Consider the following 19145-nt stretch of genomic DNA (forward strand, 5'->3'; position numbering starts at 1 on the left):
AGGATTTAGTTATTTAGGATTGAATTAATCTTTTGCAATTCTTCCTGGGTAAAAGATGTATTCTTAATAGCTTCTATATTATCTTCCAGTTGGGAGACTTTACTTACCCCAACAAGAACAGAAGTTACCCTGGCATCTTTTAAAAGCCAGGCTACAGCCATTTGAGCAAGACTTTGATTTCTTGCAATTGCTATTTTATTTAATTCCTGAATATGTTTAACGACTTTATCTGTTATTTGAGACCTATCGAGGTAACTTCCCTCTGTTGCAGCTCTGGAACCTTCAGGAATTCCGTGTAAATATTTAGATGTTAAAATCCCCTGTTCAAGAGGAGAAAAAACGATACTTCCAATCCCTACTTTTTCTAAGGTTTCCAGCAGGCCATCTTCAACCCATCTATCCATCATATTATACCGGGGCTGATGTATTAAAAATGGGGTTCCCTGACTTTTGAGAATTTCAGCTGCTCTGGCAGTATCTTCGGCATTATATTGAGAAATTCCCACATATAAGGCTTTACCTTGTCTTACAATTTGATCTAAAGCTCCCATGGTTTCTTCTAAAGGAGTTTCAGGATCGGGACGGTGATGATAAAAGATATCTACATAATCCAGCCCCATTCTTTTTAAAGATTGATCCAGACTGGCTATTAAGTATTTTCTCGATCCAAAATTACCGTAAGGTCCCGGCCACATATCCCAGCCAGCTTTGGTAGAAATGATTAATTCATCCCGGTATTTTTTGAAATCTTCCTGAAAAAATTTGCCGAAGTTCATTTCGGCAGAGCCGTAAGGAGGGCCATAGTTATTTGCCAGGTCAAAATGGGTAATTCCATTATCAAAAGCAGTACGCAGGATAGTCCGGGCATTGTTCAGGTCATCGTTATCTCCGAAATTATGCCAGAGACCCAGGGATAAAAGAGGTAATTTAATACCACTTTTACCACAACGCCTGTATTGCATTTTTTCGTAACGAGATTCAGAAGCTATATATGGATCCATAAATTCTTATTCAAATTTTGAATGCGAATTTAATAAAATAAAAGGTCAGGATATCAACTTATCCAGAATGAACTAATTCCTACTGAAGATCAGTAAAGCAGTGGTTCCGTTTGCATTTTCACCCAGATTAAGTTTTATCTCGTTATTAGTAGCGGCGATCACATCATAATTATTCGCTAACTCTCCCAACTTACCTGTAGAGCTGAAAAATATATGAAAATCTACATCATCATAAGGATCAAATTCGTCACCAGAATCATTACTTACTCTCCAGGTTCCGCTTACTTCGTCTATAGTAGAGATTGCCGATAGAGTATTGGCATCGTCGAACAGGAATACATAATCTGTGTAATCTGCAGTATTCTGTACATTGTTAAGAGTGAAATTGGAAATTTTCCATTCTCCTTGCTGCGCTATAAGGTTTAATTCATTGGCTTCAGCCTGAGAAAGGTCTATATCATCTCTGTCTTTGTCACAGGCAAGAACTAGGCTTACCATTAGAACTACTAGCACAATCTTCAATCTTTTCATAGGGTATAAGATCTTTTTGTTTGGTATAGTGGGAACGTAAAGCTAAAAAACCTATTGTATTTATTTAAGGAAAAATTAAGAATTAACATTTAATTTCTGGTGAAGCAGGAATGTTAAGTGCTTATGAATGAACATTATAATTTTTATAGCTTGTTTTTAAAAGCCGAAGTAAATCATAATAATTATTTAAAACGGTCGTAAAGATTACAATATCAGCATATAAGATGGCGTCTCGTTTTAAATTAATAATAAAATGTTTACCTTTTTCTTTGCAGACTTAAGGGGCAAAGTCACAATCTTGAATCTTTCGATGTTGAAAACTTCAGATTCTTAAAATCATATTTCAGGTTATTAATAGCCTATTGTATGGGAAAATCTTAACTCTATTTTAAATATTGTTATGTACTGAAGATGATAACTTGCCGCCCGAATAAAAGTGTAACTATATTGAAGTAAAGTTGTGATATTTGACTTTACATGTCTCAGTATAGCTGAATATTATAAGTAGGTAGGAAAATGAAGATGGTTAGTATTTCAAAAGCTGAAGGTTCTTATAAGGTCAAGGCCTTACATCCTTTTAAAATTTTCGGAATTCAAATAATGGCAACAGAAAAATTCTATAAATTGTCTGATGATCATACCTCTTGGTACAGATTAGACTCAGGTAAGAAAGCATCTCATAATAAGCAGATAAAATTAAATAAATGGCTCAAGGATCATCAAAAGTTTATTGAGAAAAAATGATTTTTACATTTTATTAAATTAATGTATATTTAAATTGTTGTTACTTGATAATCAATATTAGGACAACTTTCTCCCTACAATTCCAGTCCCCTGCTTAAGACATTTTTAATTTAAAATTCATGTTTATGAATTCTCAGGCAAAAAGAGAAGATCAGGTGAGAGTTGTAATATTTATCATCAGTATACTTCTAATAATTTTTATAACGATCTTTGAATAGAAATAATTAGCTCTGTAAAGTTCTATTATGAAATCCTCATTCATAAAGAGGTTCAATAGGTATTAATTAGACTTCCAAACGGGATTCCTCCTCGACCAAAACATTCTCATATTTAATAATAATCTGGTTCGATTTTAAATTATTTAGATTTCAACGTTTATTTTTTTAAAGAAATTTGATTTGATTGAAAACATAAGAAACTACTCATATTTTAACGCTCTAAAGGATCATTATATCGAATGAATATCATATAAACGTTTGATTTAGTGTGGTTTAAAATACGTAAAATTGGTTAGCGATTTTATTATATATTAGTTTTTAAGCTAAAGTTAGTATAAAGTTTTTCTAATTTTTTAGGTAAAAAATATAAACCCACTAACTTTAAATTTAATTAACTAACCAAAATACAATAAAATGAGTAATAAAAAAGAAAATTTTGCGCGCTTTGGTATGGCTGCGAAAGGAGCGGTTTATTCTTTAATTGGTGTTTTAACAGCTATGGCAGCTTTTGGACAGGGAGGACAACAATCTGGAGGTAAAGGAGCCATGCAATATTTAGCGCAACAATCTTATGGCCAAATAATGCTGGCAATTCTGGGTCTTGGGCTATTAGGATATGTATTCTGGAGAATGTACCAGGTTTTCGCTAATCCAAAGGGTTTCGATGATGATGTAAAGGGATATGGTAAAAGAGTAGCATTCTTTATTAGTGGACTTATATATGCTGGTTTCTCTTTTTATGCATTTAAGCTGGCTTTTGGAAGCAGTTCGGGTAGTTCAGGCGGAATGATGGGTTCATTAATGTCTGGCTCCAATGGCGATACAATAGCTATAATAATTGGAATTGGAATGGCGATTAAAGCTATTTATGACCTTTATAGAGCATATTCTAATAAATTCAGGGAAGAGGTTGAAGAAGCTGGAATGGATAGGAAAGAACAAAAAACCTTGATAAATGCCGGTAAAGTTGGTCATACAGCAAGAGGAGCGGTTATTGGTTTAATGGCTTATCTAACTTTAAGGTCCGGGTTATCTAGCGGTAATAAAATTAGTACAACAACGGATGCTTTTAGTTACATTCAGAGTGAATTTGGATCTATTGTATTAGGTATTGTAGCTATAGGTTTTGTTGCATACGGAGTTTACATGTTTATCAAAGCTAAATATCCTGCTATAACCGTAGCAAGTTTGAGATAGTTAAATCATAAGTATTTATTAAAAAGCCTGTTGATGTTCAATCAACAGGCTTATTTTTTATCTGTTGTTTAAGTTTCTAATTGATTTGGAAATTCATTCTCATTCTTTCGATGCTTAAATTCACTGCACTTAATCATAATTCTATGATTAATTTCAATTCAAACATAAATCAAATCTTTGTTAAAACTAATAGTAATACTATTATGTAATACTGTAACACTATTATATTTGGCTAAAATTTGGTGGAATGAAATATCTTCTTCAGGATATAAAAATATCGGTAAGTGAAAATATTTATTTAAAAGATCCGGAGTCTACCGCTCTGGGCAAACGTATTGTGGAGCAAGGAATTCTCTTGATAAATGACGTTGGTTTTGAAAGTTTTACCTTCCGTAAACTCGGTAAGAAGATCAAATCTAATGAAAGCTCTATTTATAGATATTTTGAAAATAAACATAAATTTCTGGTCTATCTAACATCCTGGTATTGGGGGTGGAAGGAATATCAACTTGTATTTGCGACAAATAGCATGTCAGATAATTACCTGAAACTTGAGAAAGCCATAGAAATCATCACTAAACCCGTAGAAGAAGATTCTGAATTTGGTCATATTAATGAAGTGGCGTTGAATACTATAATCATCAATGAATCTTCAAAATCTTTCTTAACAAAGGATGTGGATATAGAAAATATGGATGGCTATTTTTCTGTATATAAGCGACTCGTGAAGCGCCTTACAGAAATGATCAAAGATGTAAATAAGGATTATCCATTTCCTTCAAGTTTGGCAAGTACTGTAATAGAGGGTACTCTGCATCAATATTTCCTTAAAGATCATTTCAGTTCATTAACAGATTGTGATGAGTCTGTGACACCATCAGAATTTTTTAAGCAAATGGTGAAAACCCTTGTAAATAATACACATGAAGGAAAATAATTATACTCCCTGGCAGAGATTTGTTGGTATTTTAAAACTGGAAAAGAAAGATTTTTTACAGATTTTCTATTACGCTATATTCTCTGGATTAGTAAGCTTGTCGGTCCCACTAGGGATCCAGGCAATCGTAAACCTTTTACAGGGGGCCAGGATCTCAACCTCCTGGGTGGTACTGGTAATTCTGGTAACGCTGGGAGTAGCTTTTGTTGGTGTATTGCAATTAATGCAGTTCAGGATTCTAGAGAATATTCAGCAGAAGATTTTTACCCGGGCCTCCTTCGAATTTATCTATCGCTTCCCGAAGATCAAAATGGAAGAGTTGAAGAATTTCTATCCTCCAGAGTTAGCGAATAGATTTTTTGATGTTCTCACCATTCAGAAAGGATTATCAAAAGTTATGTTAGATTTTCCTGCTGCTTTAACTCAGGTAGTATTTGGGTTGATCTTATTATCTCTTTACCATCCATTTTTTATTATATACGGTCTGCTACTGGTTGTTTTGATCTATGTAGTTTTCAAGATCACCGCTCAAAAAGGTCTGGATACAAGTATTGTAGAATCTAAATATAAATATAAGATCGCACACTGGATCCAGGAGGTAGCCAGAACTTTAATTAGTTTTAAAGTTTCTGGTAGGACTAATATGGCAATTTCCAAAAATGATAAAATGGTGAGTGATTATCTGGATGCTAGAGAAGGTCATTTCCAGGTTTTGAAACTTCAATTCATTCAAATGATCGGCTTTAAGGTTCTGGTTACCGCAGGTCTCCTTGTAATTGGTGGTGTCCTTGTACTGAGTCAGGAAATGAATATTGGTCAGTTTGTGGCGGCAGAGATCATTATTCTATTGATCATAGGTTCTGTTGAAAAAATGATCCTTGGACTTGAATCTTTTTATGATGTACTTACTTCTTTAGAAAAGCTTGGTCAGGTCGTAGATAAAGAACTGGAAGATCAGGATGGAGATCAACCTTTTACTAATAACGATGCGCTGAATATAGAGTTAGAGAATGTTTCTTATCAGGGCTTTAACGGGAAAAATATCATCAATGGGATAGACCTCAATATAAAACCTGGTGATAAAATTCTTCTGCTTGGTAGTAATGGAGCTGGAAAATCTACCCTCTTGAAGTTGATTGCGGGTCTTATACAACCTACCGGTGGTGAGATCTTTGTAAATGAAAACTCCATTAAGAGTATAAAGCTGAACCACTATAGGTCTTTGCTTGGACAATCTTTATCTGAAGAATCTCCTTTTGAAGGCACTCTACTGGAAAATATAACCTTTGGCGACAGTAACATCACTCAGCAGGATATTCGATGGGCACTGGAGAAAACCGGTTTATCTGAATTCGTCAAACAACAACCTAAAGGACTCAATACAATTATTCATCCAGAAGGAATACAGATCCCGTATTCTGTTGCCAGAAAGATCATATTGGCCAGGAGTATCGTTAGAAAACCATCTTTATTGATTCTGAACGACCCTCTGGATCAGTTAGACCCCGATGAGGAAGATAAGATCCTTGAATTTATTTTTAGCCCTGAAAATAACTGGTCTGTTATTGTTACGAGTAAGGATGCAAAATGGAAAAAATACTGCGACAGGATATTGCATATTGAGCAGGGGAAACTTGTAAATTATAACGCATAAGATGCTAAATATCACTAAAAATAAATTACACGAAAAGGTAGATATAGGCCAGTTTGAAGCCGGTAGGAAGGTGCTAAAGGATACGCATTTCAAATATTTTAATCGATTTTTGAAATATTTTGCGCTATTTCTGGTAGTGGTTCTTTTTCTTCCGTGGACGCAAACTGTTTCTGGGTCTGGAGCCGTAACAACTTTAACACCCGAACAACGGCCGCAAACCATACAATCTCCCATTCCAGGTAGAATAGAAAAGTGGCATGTAAATGAAGGAGATTTTGTAGAGAAAGGAGATACTATTCTTTTTATTTCTGAAATCAAAAATGAATATTTTGATCCTCAACTGGCAGAAAGAACTGGAGACCAGGTCAATTCAAAAAAGAGATCTATGGATTCTTATGAAAATAAGATCAGTTCCCTTGGGGGGCAGATCAATGCCCTGGAATCTGAAAGGGGTTTAAAGCTTCAGCAGGCTAGGAATAAATTAAAACAAAATATTCTTAAGATGCGTAGTGATAGTATAGACCTGGAAGCATTTAAAACAAACCTTGAGATAGCAGAAAACCAATTCGATCGTATTCAGCAATTAAATGAAGAAGGGCTGAAGTCCAAGACAGATCTTGAGGAGAAGAGATTAAAGCTTCAGGAAAGTCAGGCGAAATTGATCTCACAGGAGAATAAACTAATTAATAGTAGAAACGAGATAATTAATTCTGAACTGGAAATTAATCGTATTAATGCAGAATATAGTGAGAAGATCTCCAAAGCCAGAAGTGACAGATCTACAGCAGAAAGTGACCTGTTTCAAACCGAGGCAGATGTTTCCAAACTAGAGAGTTCCTATACAAATTATCAAATGCGAAATGAGCTTTATTATATCAGGGCACCGCAACCAGGTTATATAAACAAGGCGATTAAGTCTGGGCTTGGGGAGACTTTTAAAGAAGGAGAACCTTTAGTTGGTATTATGCCATCTGAGTATGATCTCGCTGTAGAAACTTATGTAGATCCAATTGACCTTCCATTATTACATATTGGAGAAAAGATGAGGATAAGGTTTGATGGATGGCCGGCAATTGTATTTAGTGGATGGCCTAATGTCTCTTATGGTACTTACGGAGCTGAAATTGTAGCTATTGAAAACTTTATTAGCAGTAATGGGAAGTATAGGGTTTTACTTTCTCAAACTAAGGATGATGAACCCTGGCCAGAAGCAATTAGAGTAGGTTCTGGAGCTACAACCCTGGCATTGTTAGAAGATGTGCCAATATGGTATGAAATCTGGCGACAACTTAATGGTTTTCCTCAAAACTACTATGCACCTGGAAGTAAAGATAAAGCTGAAAAATGAAACAGATTTTAATCATTCTAGCATTTATTTTAACGTCTTACTCTGGATCTTCACAGATAGCAGATAGCATTCCCCTTGGTTTTACTGAATACTTGGCCATGGTAAAGAAATATCATCCTCTGGTAAAACAGGCTGATCTGATACTTGATGAAGGTGAGATAAAACTTTTAAAGGCCAGGGGAAGTTTTGATCCTAAGATCGAAGCAGATTATTCATCTAAGAATTATACCGGTACAGAATATTATAACAATTTTAATTCAGCGTTTAAGATTCCTACCTGGTATGGCCTGGAGTTGAACGCAAAATATGAGGATAATTCTGGAGTTTATTTAAATCCGCAGAATACAGTACCTGATGATGGACTTTATTTAGCTGGAATATCCTTAAATGTTGGAGAAGGTCTTTTTATGAGTGAAAGAATGGCCTCTTTAAAACAAGCGAAAATTTACAGAGATCAATCTCAGCTTAAAAGACAGTTACAGGTTACAGAGGTACTTTACAATGCATCTATAGCTTATTTTGAGTGGTATACAGCGTATCAACAATATTATCTCTTTGAGAGCTTTCTGGATAATGCTGAAATTAGGTTCCAGGGTGTTTCCAGTGAATATGAGGTAGGAGAGAAGCCAGCGATAGATACCTTGGAGGCAGGTTTAAGTATACAAAGCCGAAAGCTGGATCTACAATAAAGTAAACTTGAATTAATAAATGCCAGACTGGACCTCTCTAACTTTCTTTGGATGGAAGGGAATGTGCCGCTGGAATTGACTCCTGAGGTGGTTCCAGTCGAAGAAATTCAAGAGGAGTTAACCGAAACTCTCAATATTGACGAATTACTCTTCAGTATCGACCTGGAAGATCATCCTAAGCTTAGGTCTCTCTCTTTTGAAGTTGATATATTAGAAGTTGAAAAACGGCTAAGAGCCAATAAATTATTACCGAAATTGGATCTGGAGTATAATTTTCTCACCAGTAATCCCGAGGATCTAAACACTATTAATAATCGTAATTATAAGATGGGTGTGAAATTCAGTTTTCCGTTGTTCCTAAGAAAAGAAAGAGGAGAGCTGCAATTGTCCAAATTAGCGTTAGAAAACGCCGAACTGGATCTGGTGAACGCAAGATTGAAATTGAAGAATGACCTCAAATCTTTACAAAATCAAATTATTGCCTTAAAGGAGCAAAATAGTTTGATGAACCAGCTTGTTCGCGATTATACCTCAATGGTAAGTGCTGAAGAGCGTAAATTTGAATTGGGAGAGAGTTCGCTTTTCTTGATCAACAGTCGGGAGAATAAGTTGATTTCGGCCAGGTTAAAGGAAATTGAAATGAACTTTAAACTACTTAAGAGTAAAGCAGAATTATTTAAAACTCTTGCCGAGATAGTGAAATTTTAAAACTTTTCACTATTTAAAAATAATCAGAAACCAAAAAAGCCTGTTAATCAAATGATCAACAGGCTTTTGTCGGGGTGGCAGAACGCTTTTAAAGCTCTGAAACACCCAGTATTTATATAGTTTCACGTAATCCCAAGTTTTAAAACTCACGATTAACTCACAATATCCATAGAACGTATTGAAGTGATTTGATACTTCTGTACTGGTGAAAGGTACAAATTTTTTGGCTGGGTGTGGTTCCCCTATATGCTCATGATATTAAAAATACATAATATTAATTACCTAATTACCCTAAGAGCTCCGATTACCTACTATCAGTGCATTCAAATTGGGGTAATTAAAAACTTAAATATAATACCCCTTGATTACTCAATCTGAACTTTTAGATAATTAGAGAATAAATCAAATTATGATCTAAACATCTACACTTACGGGGCTGAATAATTGACTATGAGTATTTTGAATTTTTAAAACTTTTCAAAGTAGATTTCCAAGGTTGGTGATGGGAATTTAATTCTGGATCTAAATAATTGAGTAGAGTAGATCTTCTTTTTTTCTCAACAGCAATAATTTCTATTTCATAATTCCAAAAAAGAAAAATAATGCAAGATGTGTGTCTGTGGACACAATCTTGATTACTCCCGATGGTCGCAATGAAAAAAGAGATGTTTATGTAGAAAACAGAATCATGTATAATAGCGGACTTAAAGCCCCATATCTATCGAACTAATACTATGAAATTTTAGGGGTGTTCATCAGTTGATTCTAAATTAAAAGAGGGAAATACGCTGTTACCGGTACTTCCCTCTTTATCATTTTCAATAGAACTGTAAAAATGACTATTCTAATTTATTAAAAATAATTCCGAAGTTAAATCTTTTTAGAACTTTGCAACCTTCGGGCGTAAAGCAAGATTGTCATGACAATGACACATCTTGCTTTACCAATAATAAGAATCCAGTACCTACATCAACATAGTGGTTAATTATTCTTTAATACGGAGAAATTCAATATTATGTTTACCTAAAGGATTCTTTAAGTGTAATTTTTTATGGGTACTCTCAATAATCTTATAAACATAAAGCGTGTCCGAAATTATTCGTGGTTTTGCCTTATGTAGGGTAACCAGCAACTCCTTATTTTTTTTCGGAGTAAAACTAAAACTATAACTTTCTAGTACATCTAGTGGCTCCACCTGAATTTCTATTTGTTTTTTACCCTTGGGAATATCTTCTATTTTTACTATCCCATTAATATCTGCATAGTTTTTCCTATCAGGATATTTATCTAAGGTAATCAGTGCATTGGGAGAAGGCATTTTCTGTTCATTTACCACCTTGATTACCAGTGAAATATTATTGTTTTTCGTTACCTCTGTATTAAGTACTTCGACCGTACTTTCATAATTTAAAGAATCCTTTTTAAATTTCAGATAAAGTTTTTCGTTTCTTATCTCATAGGAACCTTTGCCAATGGTGGGAGGACCAAAATCAGTATTCGTTTTCCAGTTAAAATTGTTCTTTTTATCAAAACTAATACAAGTTCCTCCACTATCACTAGCTACTTGACAATATTTTCCTCTATTGACTTTTGTCGCACAACTATAATAAGTTATTATTAAAAACAGTAGGATTATTTTTCTCATATTATTGGCAGTCGTTTTTGTTACCATTCTGACTGGAATCAGAATAGTTACTATTTTCACTCATAATGACATCCTCAATTCGATTTCTAATTTGATTTTTTAAACTACCGTCTCCACCAAGATCAGATACTTTTTCATCCAAATAATTATTAAATTCGTCATAATATGATCCTGGATTATCAGGATCTTTTGTCATTCCTCCCCAGGCCATATCCTGATAATATTGCCAGCCTAAAGTTCCACCAGTTCCATGCTCCGCGTCCCACTGTTGTAGCTGGTATGCCATAGCATTAACAAATTGGGACATAAAATTATGGTGCAGGTTATTGTTGACAGTATGAGGTAAATTATTATCCTTAATATATGCCATTAATGCTTCTATCATGTTTCCGGTGGGCTCACCTTTCATTGTATAAACAAGATAAGCATGAACAGATTCGTGAATCATAGTTCTAGCCATACTAAGATCTGTGGCATCATCAAAGTAGTTAGGATTAAAACTGGTGGAAACATCCCAACTTTCTGTAATGGAATTATATGTTGCTGACGAGTCAGTTTTTGCATTTGAATTTATTAAAGTACTGTCTTCATTCAAATCATAATTTAATTTATCAGATTTGTTGAATAAATTCATTATATCATCAGAAAACTCAAGGTCAGTTTCCAAACCATTTATTGCATCATAAGAAACGTTTGGAGGAAGATCATTGTTCGCTGATAACAAAGTTAACTGATTGAAGATTATTGAAGCACAGGGATCTTCTAAATTATTATCTATGTTATCATCTAAAAAGTCCCTGTCTAAAATTGGAGTAGAATTTATTTCATCATCTCCAGAACTATCTCCACTAGAGCTACCACTTCCGCCCGTAGAGGTATTACCATCCCATGTTGAACCTTCATATTCAGATGTATTAATTGTTTCTCCTCCCGGTGTGCTATCACCTCCACTGGATACAACATTAGAACACTCTAATTCATATTTAAATAAACAAACATCACCTGTACAGATAAACCCTTTATATTCATAAATACATTCTTCTTCAACTTCCAAAGCCTTTGTTAAATTTTCATTAATAATAGGCTCACCATCTGCTAATTCTATATTACCCAGAGCATCTCCTTCCAAATTGAAAATTTTTATTGTTCCACTGTAATGGCGAATATCCCTATTATTTAAATAAAACCAATTCTCAGTCGGCACATATCGTATGATGAATTATTTTTGGCCGCCATCCTCTAATTCCTTAACCACATAATTATCAAAATACAAACTATTATTAATATTTGATTTTGTTTGTTTTGATTTGCTCAAGGCAATTGTATAGGTGTATCTTCCATATTTATTTTTAACCTTCAAGGCTGGAATATCGGTTTTAGCCTTACCTATCCTAATAGAAACATTTTTTTGATTGGAAGTTTGTTTTATAAAGTTCCTATCGTCAAATTTTTGACGGATTGTTACCGGCAAATCTTTAAACTCAATATTTTGAATAGGCCCTTCCTCTTTTTCAAGTTCTTCTTGTATACCTTCAACTGGTATAGGAGCAGAAATTTCATCTTTTTGACAACCGCTGATTATTAGAACTAGAAAAAAGCACAAGTAGATTTTTTTCATATTGAAATTTTTAAAATTAAAAAATCTTCAAAAAAGGTAGGGCAGGATTGAAGTAGATTGCGAATATTAAAGAAATATCATAAAAAACCAAATAATATTAAAAACTATTCATGTTTAGTGATATTTCATTATCGAAAAATAAATCCACCCCTATCATGATAAAATTATGTATTAAGTTTTCTTCTTAGTAAATTAATATCACTAGAAATTTTAGTGTCTATTACTCGCGCATAAATCTGAGTTGTTGCTATTTTAGTATGTCCTAATAATTTTGAGACCGTTTCTATCGGCACCCCATTTGCCAGTGTGACGGTAGTGGCAAAAGTATGCCTGGCCGTATGAAAGCTCAATTTCTTATTAATTTTTGCTTTTTTGGCAATTTCCTTTAGGTAATGATTCGTTTTCTGGTTTGAGTATACTGGGAGCAACCTATTATTTTGTTCTGCTTTGGGATGATCCTTATATCGGTCTAATATTTTTTCTGCTTCTCCTAAGAGTGGAATTCTAACAGGGGTATTTGTTTTGCTTCTACGTGTATAAATCCATTTCTTCCCATCTATGCCGAATTGTAAGTGGTTTTTAGTTAATGCTTTTACATCAGCATAGGCTAGTCCTGTATAACATGCAAAAACAAAAATATCCCGGTTTAACCTTAAAGTAGGATTCTCCAGCTGTTGTGTTTTCAATTTCTCCAACTCGATTTTTGATAGGTATACCATATCCACCGAATCAAAACGGAGTTTAAATCTTTTAGTTGGATTTTTCTCAATCCAGTCAAGATGTTCTGCAAGTCTCATGAGCTTTTTAAAGCGCTCCATGTGTTTCATTAAGCCATTGTTCCGTAATCCATCCAGATTTCGCAGATAGCTCTCAAAACCAAGTGTAAACTGATAGTCGATATGCTTTAAATAAATATCATTTGTCCGTTGTTGTTCCTTTAGATAGTCTTTTAAATATGTACCGGTAGTTGTATAATTTTTCATTGTTCCGTATTTCAATACCTTACCCATATTCTTCTCATGGTAGACAATTAAATGAGACAAGGTTTTATGGTCCTGATCAGTTCCCAGAAATCTTGATTTTACAAGATCTACGGTAATTACTTTTTCTTCTTTTTGTAGAGCATCATTGATCTTAAATAAGTGGCTCCTGGTATCATTGATCTTCCTATTAATCTGGAAACTCTCAGGGCTGTTTCCCATCATTTTGGTAGAAGCCTGATTCCATTTATCAACAGGAATCGTTCTCTTTAAACTAATTTCCAGCTTTTTACCATTGATGGTAATTCGGGCATAGAGGATGGCTGATTCAGGTTGATTTTTCTTTTTGCGGGTGAAAAAAGAAATAGAAAAGGTTTGAGTAGTGCGCATAACGATTTGACTTTAATGAAACAAAATTGCTTGTACGAAAGTCAAATCAACAATACATGGATGGGATTCATCCAAATTCTATCAAGATACAAAAAATAAGCTCGCGATTGACTCACGATCTACTCACGAACTCACTAAAAACTCACTTTTTATTAGTCTAAAATTGTGTTAATTTAATCCATAAAAAAAGGGTAACTACATGTTTTTCATATAATTACCCTGTTGTTTACTCCTTAATGATATGTTAAAAAGTCGGGGTGGCAGGATTCGAACCTGCGGCCTCCTGCTCCCAAAGCAGGCGCGATAACCGGGCTACGCTACACCCCGTAATAAATAATCATTATTTTTAGTCTTTTCCGTTCCAAATCACTTTTAAAAAAGTAGCCGGGAATCGGAGGAAATTTATCCCAATTTTTCCGGTCGAAAAAGAGAATAAAAAACCACAGACTAAAAATCTAGCGGAGAGACCGGGATTCGAACCCGGGCATCCCGAAGGATGACAGCTTAGCAGGCTGCTGCATTACCACTCTGCCACCTCTCCGTTATTTAAGAACTTCGCAAGTATTTTTGCGGTTGCAAATGTAACTTTTACTTATAAACCATACAAGCCTTTTAAATCTTTTTTCGGTTTAATTTACAAGGAAAAACACTTCATTTAATTTAAGATACTTGACTTCAGGCTTATAAGTCCGAAAAAAAATTACGTGATTTTTTCTTTCTGAATGAGTGTATGAAGATTTTCAAGAATTCTGGCGTGATTTCTTACAAATGGATTTTTATTATCCCAAACATAGCCAGCTAAAACTGCACAAATTTGTTCTTTGATCTTTGGGTTTGGAAAAGGATGAAAAAAGATATCCTGAAGTTTTCCGCTGTACCATTCTTTCACATAGGTGGAGAAAACATTCACTCCCTTCTTTATATAATCTGAATACTCTACTTCCCAGTTTATTTTTTCACCATTAATTTCCCTTAAAGCGAGTTTGGCTGCTAATAAACCAGACTCTGTAGCGAAGGCTACTCCAGATGAGAACACGGGATCCAGGAATTCCGCAGAATTTCCGGTAAGGGCAAATCCCTCCCCATGAATATACTTAACGTTCTTAGATATATTATTGATCTTTACTGGTCTGAAATTGAATTGATAATTATCAAATCTACCCTGATAAAATTTTGTTTCCCGGAGCATGTTCTTAAAAGCTACATTGTTATTCTCGTTAGAATTTTCTATCCAGGAATTAGGACCTACAAACCCAAGACTCGATACTCCATTTGAAAATGGTATATACCAGAACCAGGTTTCAGTATTTAAAACTTCAAAAGTAATTTGATTACCTTCAATGTCTTCTGGTCTATTTGTTTCTTTAATATGAGTAAAAATAGAGGAGTGGTCATAGATCTTCGGTGGTGCTTCAAGGTCTAATTGTCTGGCTAATACACGTCCATTACCACTGGAATCTATTATAAACTTTGATGTTATTTCTGATACTTTTCCATTCTGGTTTCTGGTCATTATGGTCCAGAATTTATCGCGATATGAAACTGAGGTTACTTCGGTTTCAAATCTTATATCTACGCCTCGCAAACTAAGTTCGTCGGTAAGAACTTTATCAAAATCGGCTCGTGGAACCTGCCAGGTCCAGTTCCAGCCTTCTCCAAATTTTTTACTGAAATCGAATTCAGCAGTTTTATTTTCTTTTATAAATCGAGCACCAAATTTTTTCTGAAAACCCTGAGACTTCAGAATTTCCAAAAAGCCGGCTTCTTCAAAATTATCCATGCACTTTGGGATAAGGCTTTCACCGATGGTAAACCTCGGGAATTTTTGTTTCTCCAGGATCATTACTGAAGCATCATGTTTTTCCAGATATCCGGCGGCGATACTTCCAGACGGTCCGGCCCCAATAATTACAATATCTCTGAATTCTTTCTTCATAAAAAACTAAATCTACTCCAGGCAAACTTAACCAGAAACTGTGAATTGAAGTAATTTAGAAATTGAAAAAAGCCCTAACAGGTTTGCCAGGGCTTTCTTTGAGATATAAGCAAAAGACTGGTTCAATTGGAAATTGTTTGCCAGTCCATATTCAAATGTATATCATGTTCTATTACTTATAGAATATTATCCTAACATCTAACCTTTATTTAAAATCTAATGGTATGTGGTAAGATTAAATTTATCTTGCCTTAAGATAACCCGGCATATCGTATATTTTATCTGAAAAAATTAAAATAACCGGCTACTGTTTCTTTAGGGTTTTCTATTAATTATGCTACATTTGTTAAAAGCTTTAACAGCGATCCCAAACCTATAATTACTAGCAGAATCGGTATATGCTGAATTTAGATAATGCACTTGAATTTACTGACTTTTACCACGTTCTTTTTGAAAATGAGAAGATTGAATTAGGTGAAGATTCCCAAAAAAGACTGGAAGAAAGTTTTGATTTTCTTAAAAATTTCTCTCAAAATAAGATTATTTACGGTGTAAATACCGGATTCGGGCCTATGGCTCAGTATAAGATCAATGATGAGGATAAGATCAAATTGCAACTAAATCTTATTAGAAGTCATTCATCCGGGGCCGGAGCTGTAATGCAGCCAGTTTATGTAAAAGCTTTAATGCTAGCCCGCCTCAATACTTTATGCCTTGGAAAATCTGGAATTCATCGTTCCATCGCCGATACCCTGATTCAATTAATAAATAATGATATAACTCCGGTTATTTTCGAACATGGTGGAGTAGGAGCATCTGGAGATCTTGTGCAACTCGCACATCTAGCTTTAGTATTAATTGGAGAAGGTGAAGTTATTTTTAAAGGTGAACTCAGAAATACCGCAACAGTTTTTGAAGAGCTAGAGATCAAACCTGCTAAAATAAAAATAAGGGAAGGTCTTGCGGTAATGAATGGAACTTCTGCCATGACCGGAATTGGCATTGTAAATCTTATTTACTCAAAAAGATTATTGAACTGGGCTGTATTTTGTAGTTCAGTCATCAATGAGATTGTTGAAGCTTATGACGATCATCTTTCAGAAGAATTAAACTCTTCAAAGCTGCATATTGGTCAGCAGAATATCGCTAGAAAGATGAGAGATCATCTTGCAGATTCAAAGCTTACCCGTGACCGTAATGACCATTTATATTCTAATGGCGCAAATGAGAATACTTTTTTCAAGGAAAAAGTTCAGGAATATTACAGTTTAAGATGTGTTCCGCAAATATTAGGTCCTGTTTCAGACACATTAGAAAACTCTTTGAGGATATTGATCGAGGAGGTTAATTCAGCAAACGATAACCCTATAATAGACGTAAAGACAGAACATGTATATCACGGCGGAAATTTTCATGGTGATTACGTTTCTCTTGAAATGGATAAACTTCGACTAGCCATAACTAAAACTTCGATGCTAGCCGAAAGACAATTGAATTACTTACTGAATTCTAAACTGAATGATATTCTTCCTCCATTTGTGAATATGGGAAAATTGGGATTGAATTTCGGAATGCAGGGAGCTCAATTCACAGCCGTTTCAACTACTGCTGAAAACCAAATGCTTTCAAATTCAATGTACGTGCACAGTATTCCGAATAATAATGACAATCAGGATATTGTGAGTATGGGAGCGAATTCTGCCAATATCACTAAAAAGGTTATAGACAATAGCTTTGAAGTTATTTCTACTGAATTGGCAACTATAATCCAGGCATTATATTTTCTGGATTTTGATGATAAATTATCCTCAGCTACAAGGTCTAAACTGGATAAATTAAGACTTATTATTCCGAAGATCATAGAAGACAGGCCTTTGTACGAAGAGATCGGGGAATTAAAGGAGTATTTAAAAAACAACGAAGCTTACTAAATATGAAGTACGCATTGGTTACAGGAGGATCCAGGGGTATTGGCAAAGCAGTTTGCTTGAAATTAGCTCAAGATCTCGATTATAATATCCTTCTAAATTATCATTCTAATACTGAAGCCGCTGAAGCAACCCAAACTGAAATTGAGCAGTTAGGTGTAAAATGTGATATTTTGAAGTTTGATGTTTCAGATGATGATGCTGCACAAATATCACTTGATACCTGGAAGTCTGAAAATCCAAATGCGAAAATTGAAGTTCTGGTAAATAACGCCGGCATTACCAAAGATGGTTTATTTATCTTCACTAACAAGGAAGCCTGGAATTCGGTTATAGACACCAGTCTTAATGGATTTTATAATGTTACACATTCTGTTTTAAAAGATATGCTGAGAAGCCGCTATGGCAGAGTCATCAATATTGTATCGCTTTCAGGTTTAAAAGGAAATCCAGGCCAGGTTAATTACTCTGCGGCAAAAGGTGCAATGATCGCAGCGACAAAAGCACTTGCGCAGGAAATTGGTAAAAGAAAGGTAACCGTAAATGCGGTAGCACCCGGATTTATCCAGTCTGATATGACCAAAGACTTTGATGAAAATGAGCTTAAAAAACATATTCCATTGAATCGATTTGGGGAAGCTGAAGAAGTTGCGAACCTGGTAAGTTTTCTTGCGTCAGATAGATCTTCTTATATTACCGGGGAAGTGATCAATATTAACGGCGGATTATATTCCTAGATCTATGGCTACCTGGAAAGGAAAATCTCGAGGTACGCTATTAGGCTTCAGGATCTATGTACAAATAATCAAAAAGACCGGGCTGTATTCTGCCTATTTTGTACTACTGTTCGTTGCTTTATATTTTATTTTTTTCTCGTTTACTTCCACAAAAAGCACCTATTATCTATTCAGGAAAAGATTGGGTTATTCACCAGTCAGGTCTGCTTTTAATGTATACCGAAATTATTTCACTTTTGGAAGGATTCAATTAGACAGGGTTGCCATCACCAGCGGATTAAAGCATAAATTCACTTTCGAATTTGACGGCGTGGAGCATATTGATGCTTTACTGAAGCAAAACAAAGGCGGAATTTTACTTACCGCACATATTGGTAATTTCAATTTAGCCAAGCATTTTTTTGAAGAAAGACATTCAGAAGCGGTGGTTAATCTGGTAGTTACAGATTTTGAACATCGGCAGATCAAGAATTACCTTGAATCGGTTACCGGAACTTCAGAAGTGAAGATCATTGTGCTAAAAGAAGATTTGAGTCATATATTTCATATGAAGGAGGCTTTAGGGAATAATGAACTTCTAGTTTTTGCAGCCGACAGGTATTTAAAACATTCCAAAACATATAAGGCTGAATTCCTGGGGGAAATGGTTAAGTTTCCGCAAGGACCTTTTAAACTGGCCACAAGAAATAAAATACCTGTACTATTTGTGCATTTGATGCGGGAAAAAAATTTTCATTATCATTTTTACGCCAGGCCATACAATCCTGAAGAATTTACGGCTCAGGAATTATTAAAATCATATCTTGACGATCTGGAAAAAATGGTAAAAAAATATCCTCATCAGTGGTATAATTATTACGATTACTGGAACGACTTTAGTTAAA

At 34.7% G+C, this 19145-nt stretch carries 16 protein-coding genes and 2 tRNA genes; 9 read left to right on the forward strand and 9 right to left on the reverse strand.

Annotated features, from left to right (window positions below; translation table 11 throughout):
* Window positions 1-5: 5 nt before the first annotated feature.
* Window positions 6-1001 carry an L-glyceraldehyde 3-phosphate reductase gene (gene mgrA / locus G530_RS0109390; protein WP_026934289.1) on the reverse strand — a complete coding sequence of 332 codons (996 nt, stop codon included), beginning with the start codon at window positions 999-1001 and terminating at the stop codon, window positions 6-8.
* 72 nt (window positions 1002-1073) lie between these two features.
* A complete protein-coding gene (locus G530_RS0109395; protein WP_026934290.1) occupies window positions 1074-1532 on the reverse strand; it encodes a hypothetical protein in 459 nt (152 codons plus the stop codon).
* A gap of 1376 nt (window positions 1533-2908) precedes the next feature.
* On the opposite strand from G530_RS0109395, the gene G530_RS0109410 reads away from it, so the two are divergent.
* The 6 genes from G530_RS0109410 (at window position 2909) to G530_RS17835 (ending at window position 9027) form a co-directional block, all read left to right on the forward strand.
* Window positions 2909-3691: a DUF1206 domain-containing protein gene (locus tag G530_RS0109410; RefSeq protein WP_026934292.1), complete on the forward strand. Its 783-nt coding sequence runs from the start codon at window positions 2909-2911 to the stop codon at window positions 3689-3691.
* Between the two features lie 247 nt (window positions 3692-3938).
* On the forward strand, window positions 3939-4628 hold the full coding sequence (locus G530_RS0109415) for a TetR/AcrR family transcriptional regulator (protein WP_026934293.1): 690 nt from the start codon (window positions 3939-3941) through the stop codon (window positions 4626-4628).
* Window positions 4615-6282, forward strand: coding sequence for a peptidase domain-containing ABC transporter (locus G530_RS0109420; RefSeq protein ID WP_026934294.1), 1668 nt, complete (start codon window positions 4615-4617; stop codon window positions 6280-6282). Before G530_RS0109415 ends, G530_RS0109420 begins: the two co-directional genes overlap by 14 nt.
* A 1-nt stretch (window position 6283) precedes the next feature.
* Window positions 6284-7630 (forward strand): HlyD family secretion protein, encoded by a 1347-nt coding sequence (locus tag G530_RS0109425; protein ID WP_026934295.1) that lies wholly within the window; start codon window positions 6284-6286, stop codon window positions 7628-7630.
* Complete coding sequence (locus G530_RS17830) at window positions 7627-8319, forward strand: TolC family protein (protein WP_051199751.1); 693 nt, start codon at window positions 7627-7629, stop codon at window positions 8317-8319. The genes G530_RS0109425 and G530_RS17830 overlap by 4 nt, the downstream gene beginning before the upstream one ends.
* 51 nt (window positions 8320-8370) lie before the next feature.
* Window positions 8371-9027: a TolC family protein gene (locus G530_RS17835; RefSeq protein ID WP_051199752.1), complete on the forward strand. Its 657-nt coding sequence runs from the start codon at window positions 8371-8373 to the stop codon at window positions 9025-9027.
* 985 nt (window positions 9028-10012) lie between these two features.
* On the opposite strand, the gene G530_RS0109435 is transcribed toward G530_RS17835, so the two are convergent.
* The 7 genes from G530_RS0109435 to G530_RS0109465 all read right to left on the reverse strand — a co-directional run bounded on the left by G530_RS0109435 (window position 10013) and on the right by G530_RS0109465 (window position 15596).
* The gene (locus G530_RS0109435; RefSeq protein ID WP_156888619.1) at window positions 10013-10672 is read right to left on the reverse strand and encodes a hypothetical protein; all 660 of its coding nucleotides are present in this window, start codon (window positions 10670-10672) and stop codon (window positions 10013-10015) included.
* A 1-nt stretch (window position 10673) separates the two neighbouring features.
* A complete protein-coding gene (locus G530_RS0109440) occupies window positions 10674-11801 on the reverse strand; it encodes a hypothetical protein (protein WP_026934297.1) in 1128 nt (375 codons plus the stop codon).
* Between the two features lie 90 nt (window positions 11802-11891).
* The gene (locus tag G530_RS0109445; RefSeq protein WP_026934298.1) at window positions 11892-12290 is read right to left on the reverse strand and encodes a hypothetical protein; all 399 of its coding nucleotides are present in this window, start codon (window positions 12288-12290) and stop codon (window positions 11892-11894) included.
* A gap of 164 nt (window positions 12291-12454) precedes the next feature.
* Window positions 12455-13660, reverse strand: a complete 1206-nt coding sequence (locus tag G530_RS0109450; protein WP_026934299.1) for a site-specific integrase — start codon at window positions 13658-13660, stop codon at window positions 12455-12457.
* A gap of 252 nt (window positions 13661-13912) precedes the next feature.
* Window positions 13913-13987, reverse strand: a tRNA-Pro gene (locus G530_RS0109455).
* A gap of 132 nt (window positions 13988-14119) precedes the next feature.
* Window positions 14120-14201 (reverse strand) — tRNA-Ser (locus G530_RS0109460).
* Window positions 14202-14360: 159 nt separating this feature from the next.
* A complete protein-coding gene (locus G530_RS0109465) occupies window positions 14361-15596 on the reverse strand; it encodes an NAD(P)/FAD-dependent oxidoreductase (protein WP_026934300.1) in 1236 nt (411 codons plus the stop codon).
* Between the two features lie 398 nt (window positions 15597-15994).
* Here G530_RS0109465 and flxA point away from each other — a divergent pair, with 398 nt between their 5' ends.
* Genes flxA through G530_RS0109480 form a run of 3 tightly spaced genes read left to right on the forward strand, consistent with a single transcriptional unit; the run spans window position 15995 to window position 19144 of the window.
* Window positions 15995-17527 carry a flexirubin biosynthesis tyrosine ammonia-lyase FlxA gene (flxA, locus tag G530_RS0109470; RefSeq protein WP_026934301.1) on the forward strand — a complete coding sequence of 511 codons (1533 nt, stop codon included), beginning with the start codon at window positions 15995-15997 and terminating at the stop codon, window positions 17525-17527.
* A gap of 2 nt (window positions 17528-17529) precedes the next feature.
* Complete coding sequence (gene flxB / locus G530_RS0109475) at window positions 17530-18261, forward strand: flexirubin biosynthesis SDR family reductase FlxB (RefSeq protein WP_026934302.1); 732 nt, start codon at window positions 17530-17532, stop codon at window positions 18259-18261.
* A 4-nt stretch (window positions 18262-18265) separates the two neighbouring features.
* On the forward strand, window positions 18266-19144 hold the full coding sequence (locus G530_RS0109480) for an LpxL/LpxP family acyltransferase (RefSeq protein ID WP_026934303.1): 879 nt from the start codon (window positions 18266-18268) through the stop codon (window positions 19142-19144).
* The last annotated feature ends 1 nt before the right edge of the window (window position 19145 follow it).

The sequence above is a fragment of the Christiangramia echinicola DSM 19838 genome, assembly GCF_000423065.1.
In the GTDB taxonomy this organism is placed as follows: domain Bacteria; phylum Bacteroidota; class Bacteroidia; order Flavobacteriales; family Flavobacteriaceae; genus Christiangramia; species Christiangramia echinicola.